This window comes from Kocuria sp. KKT182 (genome assembly GCF_055635395.1).
Genome location: NZ_CM145757.1, coordinates 1,229,339 through 1,245,952, shown reverse-complemented (window position 1 = coordinate 1,245,952; position 16,614 = coordinate 1,229,339). Strand labels below are relative to the sequence as shown.

Genomic DNA, 16,614 nt, shown 5'->3' with positions numbered 1-16,614 from the left:
GGATCCCGGCCCCGTCCCACCCGGACAGCAGGAGACGACAGCGCCCATGACCGACGCCCCCGACGACCGCACCCGGCACGACGCCGCCGAGCACCCCTACGGCGGCGTCGAGCCCCGGTACAGTCCCGAGGAGCTGGCCGAGCTGCTCGGCGGCAACCTCCCCACGGCCCAGCAGTCCGCCGTGATCTCGGCCCCGCTCACCCCCCGGCTGGTGGTCGCGGGCGCGGGCTCGGGCAAGACCGCGACCATGGTCGACCGGGTGGTCTGGCTCGTGGCCAACGGGGTCGTCGCCCCGGACCAGGTCCTCGGCGTGACCTTCACCCGCAAGGCCGCCGGCGAGCTGGGGGAGCGCATGCGCTCCCGGCTCGCCCGGCTGCGCGCCCAGGGGCTCGTCGCTCCGGCCCACGCCGAGGAGGACGACCTCCCGGCCGCTCCCCAGGACCCCACGGTCAGCACCTACCACTCCTACGCCAACACGCTCGTGCGCAACTACGGGCTGCGGATCGGGATCGAGCCGGACACCACGCTGCTGGGCCAGGCCCGGACGTGGCAGCTCGCCGCGCAGACCGTGGAGGCCTGGACCGGGGAGCTGCTCGAGACCATGCCCGCGAAGTCGACCATGGTCGCCGCCGTCCTCGACCTCGCCTCGGCGTGCGCGGAGCACCTCGTGGACCCGGCGGACGTGGAGCGCTTCGCGGCCGAGCTGCTCGGCGCGCTGGCCACGACACCGCCGGGGCGCCGGAAGAAGACCCTGGGCGCCCAGCTGAAGAAGGTCGAGGACAACCAGCGCACCGCGTGGGTCCTCGCCGAGCTCGTGGCCGACTTCGCCCGGCGCAAGCGCGAGGCCCAGGCCATGGACTTCGGCGACCTCCTCTCCGCCGCCGCCCGGCTCGCGGAGCAGGACCCGGCAGCCCGCCGGACCGAGCGGGAGCGGCACCGGGTGGTGCTGCTCGACGAGTTCCAGGACACCTCGCACGCCCAGCTGCGGCTCTTCGCCGCGCTCTTCGGGCAGGGGCACTCCGTGATGGCCGTGGGCGACCCCCAGCAGTCGATCTACGGCTTCCGCGGGGCGTCCTCCGGGCAGCTCTTCGGCTTCTACGACTCCTTCCCGGTCGCGCCCGGCCAGGACGGGGAGCCCAGCTTCCTCACCACGGCGTGGCGCAACGACGCGAGCATCCTGGACGTCGCCAACACCATCGCCGCGCCCCTGCGGACCCTGCCGGCGTGGGCGCGCAGCACGTCCTCCCTCGCCGTCCCCGAGCTCACCCCGCGTCCCGGGGCGGGCACCGGCCGGGTGCGGATCAGCCGGTACGCGACCGACGTCGAGGAGGCCGTCGCGCTCGCGGAGCGCGTCCGGGAGCGCCGGGAGCAGCACCGCGGCGACCCGGAGGAGCAGATGCCCACCATGGCGGTGCTCTGCCGCAAGCGCTCCCAGATCGAGCCCGTGCGCCGGGAGCTCGCCGCCCGCGGCATCCCCTACGAGGTCGTGGGCCTGGGCGGGCTGCTCAGCACGCCGGAGGTCTCCGACGTCGTCGCGACCCTCCGGGTGCTGGACGACCCCGGCCGCTCGGACGCGCTCGTGCGGCTGCTCGCGGGGGCCCGCTGGCGGATCGGGACCCGGGACCTCATGGCCCTCGCCGACTGGGCGTCCCACCTGGAACGCCGCCGCACGGAGGCCGCGCAGGCGGGCCGGGCCGAGGACCTCGAGAGCCCGGTCACCGCGGAGGAGGCCCAGGAGGACGCCCTCGTCGAGCCCGACCTCTCCGACCACGCGTCGCTGATCGAGGCCCTCGAGACCCTCCCGTGGCCGGGCTGGACGTCCGCGCACGCCCGCACCCTGTCCGAGACCGCGCGGGAGCGCCTGATCCGGCTGCGGACGGAGCTGGACCACCTGCGCTCCTTCCTCTCCGACGACCTGCCGAGCCTGCTGCACGAGGTGGAGACGGTGCTCGGCCTCGACGTCGAGGTCGCCGCGCACCCCCACCGCCCCGTCCACCAGGCGCGGCGCAACCTGGACGCGTTCCACGAGGCCGCGCAGTCCTTCACCGCGTTCTCCGCGAGCAGCGACGTCTCGGCGTTCCTCGCGTGGCTCGACGTCACCCTGGCGGAGGAGAACGGGCTCGAGCCCGGCCCCGACCGCACGCGGCACGACGCCGTCCAGCTCGTCACGGTCCACGCCTCCAAGGGCCTCGAGTGGGACCACGTCTACGTCCCGGGACTCAACGCCGGGAACTTCCCGACCGACCGGCCCTCCCGCTGGACCCTCGACACCGGGACCCTGGCCTGGCCGCTGCGCGGTGACGCCCGGTTCCTGCCGCAGTGGGCCGTGGACACGAGCGACCTCAAGGCCCTCGAGGAGTCCCACACGGAGTTCCTGGAGCTCGCCGCCCAGCACGCCGAGGACGAGGAGCGCCGTCTCGCCTACGTGGCCGTGACCCGGGCCCGCGAGGTCCTGGAACTGTCCTGCACCGTGTTCCGGGGCACGGCCGCGAAGGGCCAGGAGCCCTCCGTGTTCGTCGCGGAGCTGGCACCGCTCACCGAGGGCCCCGAGCCGTCCGTCCGCCCGGGCCCCTGGGCCGAGGTCCCGGAGGGGGCCCGCAACCCGGCCGCCGCCACCGTGCTGAGCGCCCCCTGGCCGTACGACCCGCTGGAGGGCCCCGAGGTCACCGAGACCGTGACGGACGAATACGGGCACAGCGCCGTGCGCGTGAGCCCGCCCCCGCACCGGGGCCGCCGGGCCGTGCTCGAGCGGGCCGCCCGCGCGGTGCGGGAGCGCGGCTTCGAGGACACCGCGGACCTCGACGTCGAGGACCTGCTCGGCGTCGCGGAGCGGGACGGGCTCGCGCCGGACCCGCGCCGGTGGTCCGAGGAGGCGAAGATCCTGCTCGCCCGGCACGAGGACGGCCGGGCCGAGCGGACCGTCCCCATGCCGTCCCACGTCTCGGCCTCGACCCTCGTGGCGCTCGCGCGCGATCCGCTCGAGGTCGTGTCGGGCCTGCGCCGGCCCATGCCGCGCCGGCCCGGCACCGCGGCGCGGCGCGGCACCACCTTCCACGCCTGGATCGAGCAGTACTACGGCAGCTCCGCGATCTTCGACGTCGGGGAGCTGCCCGGGACCGCCGACGACTACGTCGACGCGGCCTACGACCTCCCCGAGCTCGCGGCGACGTTCCGCTCCAGCCCGTGGGCCGACCGCCAGCCGTACGCCGTGGAGTTCCCCCTCGAGACCCCGATCGCCGGGGTCACGGTCCGCGGCCGGGTGGACGCCGTCTTCCGCAACGGCGACGGCACGTGGGAACTGGTCGACTGGAAGACCGGGCGGGCACCCTCCGGCCGGGACCTGCAGGAGCGGTCGGCGCAGCTGGCCGTGTACCGGCTCGCGTGGTCCCGGCTGCGGGCCGTCCCGCTCGAGGAGGTCACCGCCGCCTTCTACTACGTGGCCGAGGACCGGGTCGTCCGTCCGCACGACCTGTCGGGGGCCGAGGAGCTCGAAGCGGTGGTCCGGGAGGCCTACGACGTGGTGCTGCGCCCCTGAGCGGGGCCGCCGCCCGGTCCCGTCGGCGGCGTCCGGCCGGAGGGGGCCTCGGGGCCGCCGGCCGGGGCAGGGTCCTCCGGGGCGGTGTCCCCGGGCGCGCGGTCCGGGGCCGCGTCCTGGGAGGCGTCGTCCTGCCCCGGGGCCGCCCGCGCGGTCTCCGGTGCGGCCGCGACCGGCTCGGGGCGCTGGGCGACGTCCTGCTCGAGCGTGGCGAGCATCTGCTCCGCGTCGGCCACCAGGTCCTGCGCGCCGCGGTCCACGCCGCGCACGAGCCACTGCGCCAGGGCGAGCTCGGCGTCCAGCCGGGCCCGGTCCAGCAGGTGCGGGTCCGGTGCCCCGTCGGGCGCCTGGAAGGACGTGCGGCGACAGGCCGCGGCGTAGGCCTCGAGCACCCCCTCGGCGAGGCGGGCGTCGCGCGCCGCGAAGAGCCACGCGAAGTCCTCGGCGGGATCCCCCACGTGCAGGTCGGTCCACCCGGTCACCCCGCGCACCCGTCCGCGGGAGATCACGAGGTCGTCCTCCTGCAGGTCGCCGTGGACCACGCGCGGCCGGAACCGCCACACGGCACGGTCCTCCAGGACCTGCTCCCACCGGTGCAGCAGCGCGGCCGGCACGCGCCGCGTGTCGGCGGCCCGGCGCAGCTCCGTGCGGCGCCGCTGCCGGCACTGCTCGGCGGTGTAGCCGGGCAGATCGGCGTCCAGGACCAGCGCGGTCGGCAGGGCGTGGATCGCTGCCAGGAGCCGCCCGAGCTGCACGGTGAGCGTCGGAGGCGGCTCGGCGCTCGGCACGTGCCGGTGGTGCTCGGGGTCCGGCTCGGCGGCCATGCGGGCGAGCGCGTCGATGTCCAGCGGGGCGCCCTCGATGTGGGAGTGCACGAAGGCGTGCAGGTCCCCGTGCGCCACGGAGCCGGCGGCGGTGGGGACCAGGAACGGGAGACGCGACCGGACGGCGGGGGTGAAGGAGCGGAGTACGAGGTGCTCGGTCTCCAGGCGGACGCTCGCCTCGGGGCTCAGCGGGGAACGCACCCGCCAGCGCCGGCCGGAGGCGTCGAGGACCACGGCGGAGCGGAAGTCGGCGTCGTCGTCGGGGGAGGGCCCCACGGCCACGGGTGCGAGTCCGGGGACGCCTGCGGCGGCGACGGCGGCCAGGTGCTCGAGGGACGTGCTCACGCCGTCCACCCTACAAGAGGCCCGGCCCTGCAAGAGGCCCGGCAGCCGTCCCCGTCCCCACCCGCCGGACCCGTGGTCCGCCCGGGTCGCTACAGTGGGGGACGTGCCCGCCTCCACCCCTTCCGAGCCCGTTTCCGGCTCCCGCCCCGTGCCCGCCCCCGAGCGTCTCTCGCCGGCCCGCCTGCCGTTCGCGGCGACGGCCTTCGACCGCGACGCCGTCGACCGTGAGCTCCACGACGTGCGCGTGCTCGCCGCGCAGGACCCCACCACGCTCGTGCTCGTGCTCGCGGGCGGCCTCGCCCCCGTGGCCGGGGACGCCCTGGTCCTGGTGCCCGCGGCCGAGCTCCCGGCCGTGCCCCACGACCCGCGCCGGCCGGAGGTCTACCTGGGCCGGCTGCCCGGCGCCGACGGGGCCCCCGGCCCCCGCGTCCTGCTGCGCGCCGTCGCCGCCCCCGAGCCCGGGGGCGAGGACGCCGCGGCGGAGCCCTTCGCGGTGCCCGAGCCCCTCGTGGCGGCCGTCACCGCGTTCGCCGCCGGCCGGGGCGGGGAGGAGCTGCGCTGGGCCGGCCTGCGGGAGCTCGGCCCGGTGCTCCCGACCGGGGACACCTCGCTGCTCGTCACCGCCCAGTCCGTGGGACTGTGGCACCGGGACCACCCCCGGTGCCCGCAGTGCGGGGAGCCCACCGAGGTGATCCGGTCCGGCTGGGCCCGGCGGTGCCCCAACGACGAGTCGCTGCACTTCCCGCGCACCGACCCCGCGATCATCGTGGCGGTCAGCGACGGCGACCCCGACCCCGACCGGGAGCGGCTGCTGCTCGGCCGCTCCGCGCTCTGGAAGGGCAACCGGTTCTCGACCCTCGCCGGGTTCGTGGAGCCGGGGGAGTCCCTGGAGCAGGCCGTGGTCCGCGAGGTCGCCGAGGAGGCGGGCCTGACCGTGGGGGACGTGCAGTACCTGGGCTCCCAGCCCTGGCCGTTCCCGCGCTCCCTGATGCTCGGCTGCCGCGCCGTGGTGCGCTCCGGCGCGGCCGTCCCGGACGGCCAGGAGATCCTGGAGCTGCGCTGGTTCACGCGGGCGCAGCTGCGGGAGGCGGCGCGCACCGGGTCCGTGACCCTGCCCGGGCGGGTCTCGATCGCGCACGCGCTCATCGCGCACTGGCTCGGCGAGGACCTGCCGGAGACGGCGTGGTGACCAGCAGCGAGACCGGCACGGACGTGGAGTCGACCCTCGAGGAGCGCATCCTCGCCGGCCTGGACCCCGAGCAGCGGGAGGTCGCGACCACGCTGCGCGGACCCGTGTGCGTGCTCGCGGGCGCCGGCACGGGCAAGACCCGGGCCATCACCCACCGGATCGCCTACGGCATCGCCACGGGCGTCTACACCCCGCAGAAGGTCCTGGCCCTGACGTTCACCGCCCGCGCCGCCAACGAGATGCGCAACCGGCTGCGCGAGCTCGGGGCCGCCGGGGTGCAGACCCGCACGTTCCACGCCGCGGCCCTGCGCCAGCTGCAGTACTTCTGGCCCCAGGCCGTGGGCGGGCCCCTGCCCGGGCTCGTGGAGCACAAGGCGCGGCTCATCACCGAGGCCGCGCAGAACATGCGCCTGTCCACGGACCGCGCGGCCGTGCGGGACCTCGCCGCCGAGATCGAGTGGGCCAAGGTCTCGATGCTGACCCCCGACACCTATCCGACGCGGGCCGCCGGACGGGAGATGCCGCTGAACTACGACGTGCGCACGGTCCAGCGCCTGTACCAGTCCTACGAGGAGCTCAAGACCGACCGGCACCTGATCGACTTCGAGGACGTCCTGCTGCTCACGGTGGCCGTGCTCGAGGAGGACGAGCGCGTCGCCGCGACCGTGCGCGAGCAGTACCGGCACTTCGTGGTCGACGAGTACCAGGACGTCTCCCCGCTGCAGCAGCGTCTCCTCGACGCCTGGCTCGGGGGCCGGGACGACGTCTGCGTGGTGGGCGACGCCTCCCAGACGATCTACTCCTTCACCGGGGCCACCTCCCGGCACCTGCTCGAGTTCCCGGCCCGGCACCCGCAGGCGCGGGTGATCGAGCTCGTGCGCGACTACCGCTCCACCCCGCAGGTCGTGGAGACCGCCAATCGTCTGCTCGCGGCCCGCCGGCCGGCGCGGGGCTCGACCCCCGGCGCCTGGGCCACGCCGCTGCGCCTCGTGGCGCAGCGCCCGGACGGGCCGCCCCCGTCCTGGAACGAGTACGCGGACGACGAGGCCGAGGCGGCGGGGACCGCGGCGCGCATCCGGGACCTGGTCGACGACGGTGTGCCCGCGTCCGAGATCGCCGTCCTCTTCCGCACCAACGGGCAGTCGCAGGCCTTCGAGACCGCGCTCGCGGAGGCGGGCATCGGCTTCCAGCTGCGCGGCACGGAGCGGTTCTTCAACCGGCCGGAGGTCAAGCAGGCCGTGGTGCAGCTGCGCACGGCGGCGCGGGCCGCCGAGGCCTCGGACGAGCCCACGCGCCTGGTGCGCGACATCCTCTCCTCGCTGGGCTACTCGGACCGCGCGCCGCGCTCCACGGGCGCGGTGCGCGAGCGGTGGGAGTCGCTGGCCGCGCTGGTCTCCCTCGCGGACCGGATGGCCGCGGAGGCCGCCGCCCGCGAGGAGCAGTTCGTGCTCCCCGACTTCGCCGCGGAGCTCGAGCGGCGCATGGCCCAGCAGGACGCCCCGGTGATGAACGGGGTGACCCTGGCGTCCCTGCACTCGGCGAAGGGCCTCGAGTGGGACGCCGTGTTCCTGGCGGGCCTCAGCGAGGGGCTCATGCCGATCGGCTTCGCCGAGACCGCCGACGAGATCGACGAGGAGCGCCGGCTGCTCTACGTGGGCATCACCCGCGCCCGGGAGCACCTCGTGCTGTCCTGGACCCTGTCCCGCACCCCGGGCGGCCGGCCCACGCGCAAGCCCTCACGTTTCCTCGACGCCCTGCGGGAGACCGGCGGAGACCGCCCGGCCCCGCGCCGGTCCCGCCCGGGCGGCGCCCGCGCTCACGCCTGATCGAGCCCGCACAGGCACCGGCTCCGGTCCGGCTCCGGCCAGGACACCGCGTCCGGCCACGGCGGGGCGTAGAGGGCGGCGCGTCCCGCGCCGCCCTGCTCCCGGTGCCCGTGCCCCTCGGCTCCGGCGCCGCACAGCGAGTCCAGGGCCACCGCGAGCACCTCGACGGCCAGGCGGACCGCGACGGCCTCCGCGTGGGCCGCGCCCGCCCACGCCGCGAGGACGGCGGCGTGGCCGTGCGGCGCCGTGCGGGGCTGCGTGTGCTCGAGCGTCGCCCGCACGCAGTCCGGGCAGGGCCGGTGCGCCCAGGGCACGGTGGGCCAGCGCAGCAGGACCCCGTCGGCGTGGTGCAGCGACACCACCGGGTGGCGGGGGTCGATCCCCGCCCACGCCTCCGGTTCCACCGCTCCGGGCGGGAGCCGGCCGTCCGGGGTGGGCCGCCCGGAGCTGTGCACCACGACCGTGCCCGGCAGCAGCGCCCCGGGGAACAGCTCCGGCGCGCTGACGGGGGCGCACCGGGGGTCGAGCTCGCGCAGCCGCCGGCGCAGGGCCGCCTCGCGGGACCGGCCGACGTCCGCGGGCCGGTACGCGCCGGTCCCGAGGTCGGCGGCCGCGACGGGCGCGGTGTCGCTGACGTTGAGCCCGAGCACGCCGCAGCGCAGCAGGCGCACGGCCAGCGCCGCCGCGAGACCGTCCAGGCCCAGGAGCAGGACGTGCACCTCGTCCGGACGGGGCCGCTCGAGACAGGACAGGCGCAGTTCCGGGTCGTGCGGGGAACCCTGAGGAGGGCCGGGGAACGGAGTGGTGGGCACGGGACGCCTTCCGGGACGCGCGGGCGGGACGTCGTCACTCTCGCCCGGACCGTGCCCGCGGCGCGCCCGCCGGCGGGTCGTCCACAGTGCACGGCGGAGCGCCGTGCACATGGGCGCGTGCCGGCGTTTCGCGGCCCGTGCCCGCGGCGTGTTCAATGGCCCCATGCCCGTACCGTCGCAGCCCGAGGTCGTCGTGCGCCGCTCCGCCCGCCGGCGCAAGACCGTGTCCGCCCACTGGAGCGAGGACACGGTGGTGCTTTCGGTCCCCCAGACGGCCACCCGGCGGGAGATCGAGCACTGGACCCGGGAGCTGGTGCCCCGGGTCGTGGAGCGCCGGCGCCGCGAGGCGGCCAAGGGCGCCGACCGGCGCTCCGACGACCACCTCCTGCAGCGCGCCCACGAGCTGTCGCGGCGACACCTCGACGGCCGCGCCCGGCCCTCGGACGTGCGGTGGTCCGGGCGGCAGCACACCCGGTGGGGCTCCGCGACGCCGGCCACCGGCGTCATCCGGATCTCGGCGCAGCTCCAGCAGGCCCCGGAGTGGGTGCTCGACTTCGTGCTGGTGCACGAGCTCGCGCACCTGCTCGAGGCCGACCACAGTCCCCGGTTCCGGGAGCTCGAGGCCCGCTACCCCCTCGCCGAGAAGGCCCGGGCGTTCCTGGACGGCGCCGCGTGGGCGCACCGGCACGCAGGACGCGCCGGCGCGGATCAGCGGGAGCCGTCCCCGTCCTGAGGCCCGTCGTCCTCCGGCCGCCCGGGACCGCCGTCCGCGCCGGGAGCAGGGTCCGTGGCCGGACCGCCGTCCGCGCCGGGCCCGCCGTCGGGGCCCTCGTAGCCGCCCGAGAGCAGCCGCTGGAGCGCGGCGTCGACCTCGTCCTCGGACGCGGTGAGCAGCCCGCGGCGCTCGGTGAAGCCCGCGGGGTCGTCCAGGTCCTCGTCGGTGGGCAGCAGCTCCGCGGCGTCCCACAGGCCGTCCCGGTCCTCCACCCCCCGGCGCTCGCCGACGTACTGCCAGAACTGCGCGGCCTCGCGCAGCCGGCGCGGGCGCAGCTCGAGCCCCACGAGGGAGCCGAACGCGTGCTCGGCGGGCCCGCCGGCGGCGCGGCGCCGCCGGACGGTCTCGGACAGGGCCTCCCCGGAGGGCAGGTTGGCGGTCGAGGCGACGGTGACCACGTGCACCCAGCCCTCCACGAGGGCGAGCACCGTCTCGAGCCGCTTGAGGGTGACCTCCTGGTCCGGGGTCTGCTGCGGGGCGAAGATCCCGGAGGACAGGGCCTCCTGCATGCTCGAGGGATCCATCGGGTCGATGTCCCGGGCGGCCTCCTCGATGCGGGACATGTCGATGTGGATCCCCGCGGAGAAGCGCTTGACGAGGTCCAGGATGTGCTGGCGCAGCCACGGGTTCGCCGCGAACAGCCGGACGTGCGCCGCCTCCCGCACGGCGACGTAGAGCATGATCTCCTGCGCGGGGATGTCCAGGCCCTCGCCGAACGCCCTGATGCTGGCGGGCAGCAGCCCGGAGCGGCCCTCCGCGAGCGGGAGGCCGATGTCGGTGGAGCACAGCACCTCGCGGGACAGGCCGCCGATGGCCTGGCCCAGCTGGATCCCGAACAGCATCCCGCCGGCGCCCGCGAGCATCCCCGAGGCCCCGCCCATCATGGCGGACAGCTCGGGGGGCAGCTGCTGGGTGAGGGCGTCGGTGAGCGCCTTCGTCACGGACTCCGCGACCGGGCCCGTCATGTCCTTCCAGGTCTCCTGGGTGGCCTCGATCCACTCCGCGCGGGACCACGCCTGGGGCCGGATCGAGGTCTGGCCGAACTCGGTGTGGTCGGCCAGCCACAGCTCGGCGAGGCGCATCGCGTCCTCGACCGCGCCGCGCTGGGCGGGGGTCACCGACGGGTCGCCGTCGGCGGCGGCGATCTGCCGCGCGTGGTCGTGGGCGAGCTTCCAGTTGACCGGTCCCTCGGACGCCCCGGCGCCCATCATGGACTGGATCTGCTGGAACATCATCGACATCGCCTGGGGGTCCACCGGCACGCCGGCGCGCTGGAGGTCCTCCGGGCTCATCCCGCTCTGCCCCATGAGGCGCTCGAGCATCTCCTGGAAGGGGTCCTTGGGGCCGTCGCCGGAGTCGTCGCCCGGGGTGTTCCCGGGGCGGTCGTTGGGAGGCTGGGGAGTCATGGGTCCACCGTTCTTCGATCGGGTCGGGGGATCGGGCGGCACGGGCGTGCCCGACGTCTCTGCTCCCAGCGTAGCGAGCACCGGACGGGGCCGACCATGAGCCAACTCCCAGTTCGCTGGAAGCTCAGGGCCGGGTCGCGCGCGATAAGCTGGACCGTCCGGACCGTGCGGCCTCACAGCCTCCGGTCCCTCCGACGACGACGCCGAGGACCGCCCGTGACCGCATCCCCCCGCCCGCGCCGCGCCCTGCGCCGCCGCGGTCTCGAGTCCTGGGCGCTGCTGGGCTCCGCCGGGCTGCTGCTGGCCGGGGCGGTGCTGCCCGCCCCGTTCGTGATCGAAGCTCCCGGGCCCACGTTCAACACGGTGGGGGAGCACGACGGCCGGCAGCTGCTGGGGGTCTCCGGCGCCCCGACCTACCCGAGCGACTCCGTCCTGGACCTGACCACGGTCTACGTGACCGGCGGGCCCAACAAGAACGTCAACGTGCTCACCGTGCTCGGGTCCTGGCTGGACCCGTCCGCCTCCGTGGTGCCGGCCGACACCCTCTACCCCCGGGACGTGTCGGGGGAGGAGGCCGACCAGTACAGCATGGCGGCGATGAGCAGCTCGCAGGAGGACTCGGTCGCCGCCGCGCTGACGCACCTGGGCCAGGACTTCAGCACCCGGCTCTCCGTGCAGGACACGGTCCCGGGCGGCCCCGCGGAGGGGGTGCTCGAGCACGGCGACGTCCTGCGCGGCGTGGACGGGGAGCCCGTTTCGTCGCTGCCGTCCCTCAAGTCGGCTCTCGACGCGGCGGGGGAGCGCGGCGTCACCCTGCAGGTCGAGCGGGCCGGGTCGCCGCGCGACGTCGAGGTGGACACCGTGCGCGACGAGGCGTCGGGGAACTGGCAGCTCGGCGTGTTCCTGCTGGCCGCCTACGACTTCCCGATCGACGTGGCGTTCGAGCTCGACGAGGTCGGCGGGCCCAGCGCGGGGCTGATGTTCGCGCTGGGGATCGTCGACGAGATGACCCCGGGCTCGATCGCCGGGGACCGGCACGTGGCCGGCACCGGCACCATCACCCCGGAGGGGGAGGTGGGGCCCATCGGCGGCATCCGGCAGAAGCTCGAGGGGGCCGCGGCGGCCGGGGCGGAGGTCTTCCTCGCCCCGGCGGACAACTGCGCCGAGGCGCAGGGCCACGTCCCCGAGGGGCTGACGGTCGTGTCCGTGCGCACCCTCGACGACGCCGTGGCCGCCGCCGAGGCCGCCGGGAGCGGCGGGGACCTCTCCGCGCTGCCGGGGTGCGCCGCCCGATGACGGGCGCCGTGTGCACGATTGCACCCCCGAGAAGCCCGCGGGCAGAATGGACGGGGTGCCCCGGCGACCCGCCGGCGGCGCTCCTCCTCGACGCAGGCCGCACCCCACGACTTCACGCACCACACCTGACGAACGACCCCGATTGCAGAGGTAACCAGTGACCGCCGGACCCACAGCCCCCCGACCACCGAGGCAGCAGCCAGCAGGACAGCGGCGGAAACGGGGTGCGCTGTGGCCGACGGTCGTGGTCGTCCTGGTCCTCGTGGCCGCCTTCGTGGGACTGACGCAGCTCTACACGGACGTGCTGTGGTACGACCAGCTGGGCTACCTCAGCGTGTTCGTCACCGAGAACGTCACGAAGATCGTGATCTTCGTGGTCGCCGCCGTGCTCGTGGCGGCGCTGATGTTCGCCAGCCTCTTCCTCGCCTACCGCAGCCGGCCCATCACGGCCGAGTCCATCGTGGACGACAACCTGCGCCGCTACCAGGAGGCCCTCGAGCCGGTCCGCAAGATCGTCATCGTGGTGGTGCCCGTGCTCTTCGGGCTCTTCGCGGCGAGCACGGCGATGACCCAGTGGGACACCGTGCTGCTGTTCCTCAACCAGGAGCCGTTCGGCCAGGAGGACCCGCAGTTCGGCCTCGACATCGGCTTCTACGTCTTCACCCTCCCGTTCCTGCGCTTCCTCATCGGGTTCCTGGTCTCGGCGATCCTGCTGGCCGGCGTGGCGGGGATCCTGATGCACTACGTCTACGGCGGCATCCGGATCACCGAGCGGGGGCTCAGCACCACCCGGGCGTCCCGTGTGCACCTGGGGGTGCTGGCCGCGCTGTTCCTGCTGCTCCAGGCCGCGAACTTCTGGCTGGACCGGTACTCCACGCTGCAGTCCACGTCCGGGACGTGGACCGGCGCGCTGTACACCGACGTCAACGCCGTGATCCCCACCAAGGCGATCCTGGCGGCGGCCGCGCTGATCGTCGCGATCCTGTTCGTCGTCGCGTCCTTCATCGGCCGCTGGCGGCTGCCGATCATCGGCACCGCCATGCTGCTCGTGGTCGCGGTGGTGGCAGGCGGGATCTACCCGTGGATCGTCCAGCGCTTCCAGGTCACGCCCACCGAGCAGGCCCTGGAGAGCCAATACATCCAGCGCAACATCGACCTCACCCGGTCGGCCTACGGGCTGGACGCGGCCGAGGTCATGCCGTACGACGCCACCACGGAGACCGAGCAGGGCGCCCTGCGCCAGGACACCGAGACCACCTCGAACATCCGTCTGCTGGACCCCAACGTGGTCTCGGCGGCGTTCTCGCAGCTGCAGCAGTTCCGCCCCTACTACCAGTTCCCGGACACCCTCAACGTGGACCGCTACGAGATCGACGGCGAGGTCCAGGACACCGTCATCGCCACGCGTGAGCTGAACCCCGACCAGAACCAGGGGTGGTTCAACCAGCACGTGGTCTACACCCACGGCTACGGCGTGGTCGCCGCCTACGGCAACCGGGTCGAGGTGGACGGCAAGCCGCAGTTCATGCAGTCCGGCATCCCGTCCCGGGGCGTGATCTCGGACGACTACGAGCCGCGCATCTACTTCGGCGAGAACTCCCCGCTGTACTCCATCGTGGGCGGCGCCGAGGGCGACGAGCCCCTCGAGCTGGACCGCCCGCAGACGGCCGGCGACGAGGCCGGCGACGCCAAGACGACGTTCGCCGGCAACGGCGGGCCCAGCATCGGCAACTTCTTCAACCGGCTCGCCTACGGCATCAAGTTCCAGTCCTCGGACATGCTGCTCTCGGACGCCGTGCGCCCGGAGTCGCAGATCCTCTACGACCGGGACCCGCGCGAGCGGATCGAGAAGGTCGCCCCGTACCTGACGGTCGACGGCGCCCCGTACCCGGCCATCATCGACGGTCAGGTCCAATGGATCGTGGACGCCTACACCACCTCGGACGCCTTCCCGTACTCGACGCCGTCGGTGCTGCAGGAGGCGACGCAGGACACGCAGACCGCCCAGGGCGCCGCGGCGGCCCTGCCGCCGGAGCGGGTCAACTACATCCGCAACTCGGTCAAGGCCACGGTCAACGCCTATGACGGCTCGGTGAACCTGTACGCGTGGGACGACCAGGACCCGGTGCTGAAGGCGTGGCAGAACGTCTTCCCGAGCACGCTCAAGCCCTACTCCGAGATGTCGGCGGAGCTCATGGCGCACGTGCGCTACCCGCAGGACATGTTCAAGGTCCAGCGGGAGCTGCTCAACCGCTACCACGTCACGGACTCCGGCAGCTTCTACCAGAACGACGACGTGTGGTCCGTGCCCAACGACCCGACGCAGGACTCGGACGTGGCGCTGCCCCCGTACTACCTGTCGATGCGGATGCCCGGTGAAGAGGAGGCCAACTTTTCGCTCACCACCTCCTTCATCCCGCAGCAGTCGGAGACGGGCAACACCCGCAACGTGATGTACGGGTACCTCTCCGCCAACTCCGACGCCGGCACCGGCGAGGACGGCGTGAAGAGCGACGAGTACGGGACGCTGCGCCTCCTGGAGCTGCCGCGCTCGTCCGTGGTGCCCGGCCCGGGCCAGGCGCAGAACCTGTTCAACTCGGACACCGACGTCTCCACGGAGCTGAACCTGCTCCGCCAGGGCGCCTCCGAGGTCATCAACGGCAACCTGCTCACCCTGCCCGCGGGCGGCGGCATGCTCTACGTGCAGCCCGTCTACGTCCAGTCCTCGGGCGACGCCGCGTACCCGACGCTGCGGCGCGTGCTCGTCGGCTTCGGCGAGGAGGTGGGCTTCGCGCCGACCCTCGAGGAGGCCCTCGACGAGGTCTTCCAGGGCGACTCCGGGGCCCAGACGTCATCCGGTGCGGGCGTCGACGAGGCGGAGGCCGGGAGCCCGGACGGCGCCGGCGAGGACGGGGCCGAGGCCCCGGCCGGCGGCGCCAGCCTCGAGGACGCCCTCAGCGACGCCAACCAGGCGATCCAGGAGTCCGAGGAGGCCCTGCAGGACGGCGACTGGACGTCCTACGGCGAGGCCCAGCAGCGGCTGCAGGACGCCATCGAGCGGGCGCTCGAGGCGGACGGCGTCGTCGCCCCCGAGGCGGAGGGCGCCCTGGCCCCCGAGGAGCCGGCCGAGCAGCCCGCCGAGTAGCCGATTTGCGGGTCCACCCCGCGGCACGTATAGTCATACATGTCGCCGCGGGGTGGAGCAGTTCGGTAGCTCGCTGGGCTCATAACCCAGAGGTCGCAAGTTCAAATCTTGCCCCCGCAACCACTGTGATGTCTCAGGACATCGGCAAGGCCCGAACCCACGGATGTGGGTTCGGGCCTTTTGTCATGCCTGGGGCTGGTAGTCGCGGGTGGGGTCGATGGTGAGTTCGCGCAGCAGCTCGCCGGTGGTGGCGTTGACCACACGTACCTGAAGGTCCTGGATGAGCAGGATGACGTGGGTTCCGGCGTGGGTTCGGCCGATGCCGATGTGGCGCAGGGCTCCGGCCACGCGCAGGGTGACGGTGCCGCTGCTGGCCACCCGGTCGTGGCGGACACGGTCGTGGGTGTCGGGATCGCGGCTGGGCCCGGGCAGGGCTTTGGGCATCGCGTCGTAGACCGTGGCCGGGGTCGCCCGGTGGGGCAGGGAGCGGTGCGGCCGGTGCTGGTTGTACTCGGTGCGGAACCGGTTCAGGAGGCCCTGCAAGTCGAGCAGGGTCTCGGGCTGGTCGGGTTGGCCGCGCAGCCAGTTCTTGAGGGTCTGTTGGAAGCGTTCGACCTTCCCGCAGGTGGTGGGATGGCCGGGTCGGGAGTTTTTCTGCTCCACATGCCAGTCGCGCAGCTGCTGCTCGAAGCCGTTGCGCCCGCCCCGGCGGCCGAGGCCTGCGTGGCGGACGGTGTAGACCATGCCGTTGTCGGTCAGGGTCGAGGCGGGGATGCCGTAGCGGCTGGTGGTGGCGCGGAAGGTGGTGACCACGATCGGGGTGGTGATCGCCCGGTGAGCGGAAAGGTGCAGGGCGTAGCGGGTGCAGTCGTCGAGCCAGGTGATGATCTCCACCTCCTGGCCGCCGGCCAGCCGGTAGTGGGTGAAGTCCGACTGCCAGGTCTCGTTGGGCATGGTGGCCTGGAAGCGGTGCAGGGAGGTCTTGGGTCGCTTCTTCGGTTCCGGGGTGATCAGCCCGGCGCGGGTGAGGTAGCGGCTGATCGTGGCGCGGGAGACCTGGTGGCCGTGGTGGTGGTGCAGGTGCCAGGCAATGGTGTCCGGGCCGGCGTCGTGGCCGGCGGCGGCCAGTCGGGTGCGCAGTTCGACGATGAGCTCCACCACGGCGGGGTCCACGGCATTGGGGTGAGTGTGCGGTCTTCGCGAGCGGGGTTGGAACGCGTCGGTGCCCTCGGCGCGGTAGCGGGCCATGAGGTGGCTGACCCAGGCCTCGGACAGACCGTAGCGGCGGGCGGCCTCGGCCTGGGAGAGGCCTTCGGTGGTGATGGCGGTGATGACCAGTTCTGCTCTCGACACGGGGAAGCATCCACCCCGGATGCACCCTGCCGCGGATGTGCGACCTCATGTTGCCGATGTCCCGAGACATGCCTTGCCTATGTCCTGAACCAGCACATTGCCCCCGCA

The 16,614-nt window shown here is 74.2% G+C and carries 10 protein-coding genes and 1 tRNA gene; 7 read left to right on the top strand and 4 right to left on the bottom strand.

What is annotated here, in order from left to right; all coding sequences use genetic code 11:
• The first annotated feature begins 46 nt into the window (after positions 1-46).
• Entirely contained in the window at positions 47-3,535 is a 3,489-nt protein-coding gene (locus tag ACZ2G1_RS05690) for an ATP-dependent helicase (RefSeq protein WP_470377570.1), read from the top strand.
• On the opposite strand, the gene ACZ2G1_RS05685 is transcribed toward ACZ2G1_RS05690, so the two are convergent.
• Positions 3,511-4,704, bottom strand: a complete 1,194-nt coding sequence (locus tag ACZ2G1_RS05685; protein ID WP_470377569.1) for a phosphotransferase — start codon at positions 4,702-4,704, stop codon at positions 3,511-3,513. The genes ACZ2G1_RS05690 and ACZ2G1_RS05685 overlap by 25 nt on opposite strands.
• A gap of 103 nt (positions 4,705-4,807) precedes the next feature.
• On the opposite strand from ACZ2G1_RS05685, the gene nudC reads away from it, so the two are divergent.
• Both nudC and ACZ2G1_RS05675 read left to right on the top strand, forming a co-directional pair.
• Positions 4,808-5,893, top strand: coding sequence for an NAD(+) diphosphatase (gene nudC, locus ACZ2G1_RS05680; protein ID WP_368797212.1), 1,086 nt, complete (start codon positions 4,808-4,810; stop codon positions 5,891-5,893).
• Positions 5,887-7,719, top strand: a complete 1,833-nt coding sequence (locus ACZ2G1_RS05675) for an ATP-dependent helicase (protein WP_017833443.1) — start codon at positions 5,887-5,889, stop codon at positions 7,717-7,719. Before nudC ends, ACZ2G1_RS05675 begins: the two co-directional genes overlap by 7 nt.
• Here ACZ2G1_RS05675 and ACZ2G1_RS05670 read toward each other — a convergent pair.
• On the bottom strand, positions 7,710-8,531 hold the full coding sequence (locus ACZ2G1_RS05670) for a hypothetical protein (protein WP_470377568.1): 822 nt from the start codon (positions 8,529-8,531) through the stop codon (positions 7,710-7,712). The two genes, ACZ2G1_RS05675 and ACZ2G1_RS05670, sit on opposite strands and share 10 nt — an antisense overlap.
• 163 nt (positions 8,532-8,694) lie before the next feature.
• Between ACZ2G1_RS05670 and ACZ2G1_RS05665 the strand changes: the two genes are divergently transcribed.
• Positions 8,695-9,264, top strand: a complete 570-nt coding sequence (locus tag ACZ2G1_RS05665; protein WP_035927587.1) for a M48 metallopeptidase family protein — start codon at positions 8,695-8,697, stop codon at positions 9,262-9,264.
• Here the strand turns inward: ACZ2G1_RS05665 and ACZ2G1_RS05660 are convergent.
• The gene (locus ACZ2G1_RS05660; RefSeq protein WP_035927373.1) at positions 9,240-10,712 is read right to left on the bottom strand and encodes a zinc-dependent metalloprotease; all 1,473 of its coding nucleotides are present in this window, start codon (positions 10,710-10,712) and stop codon (positions 9,240-9,242) included. The genes ACZ2G1_RS05665 and ACZ2G1_RS05660 overlap by 25 nt on opposite strands.
• Positions 10,713-10,928: 216 nt before the next feature.
• Here ACZ2G1_RS05660 and ACZ2G1_RS05655 point away from each other — a divergent pair, with 216 nt between their 5' ends.
• From ACZ2G1_RS05655 to ACZ2G1_RS05645, 3 genes are all read left to right on the top strand, one after another.
• Positions 10,929-12,008, top strand: coding sequence for a YlbL family protein (locus ACZ2G1_RS05655; RefSeq protein ID WP_109222094.1), 1,080 nt, complete (start codon positions 10,929-10,931; stop codon positions 12,006-12,008).
• Positions 12,009-12,165: 157 nt separating this feature from the next.
• A complete protein-coding gene (locus ACZ2G1_RS05650) occupies positions 12,166-15,153 on the top strand; it encodes a UPF0182 family membrane protein (RefSeq protein WP_031283016.1) in 2,988 nt (995 codons plus the stop codon).
• Between the two features lie 46 nt (positions 15,154-15,199).
• Positions 15,200-15,276, top strand: a tRNA-Met gene (locus tag ACZ2G1_RS05645).
• A 60-nt stretch (positions 15,277-15,336) separates the two neighbouring features.
• On the opposite strand, the gene ACZ2G1_RS05640 is transcribed toward ACZ2G1_RS05645, so the two are convergent.
• A complete protein-coding gene (locus ACZ2G1_RS05640) occupies positions 15,337-16,506 on the bottom strand; it encodes an IS481 family transposase (protein ID WP_470377567.1) in 1,170 nt (389 codons plus the stop codon).
• Positions 16,507-16,614: the final 108 nt, after the last annotated feature.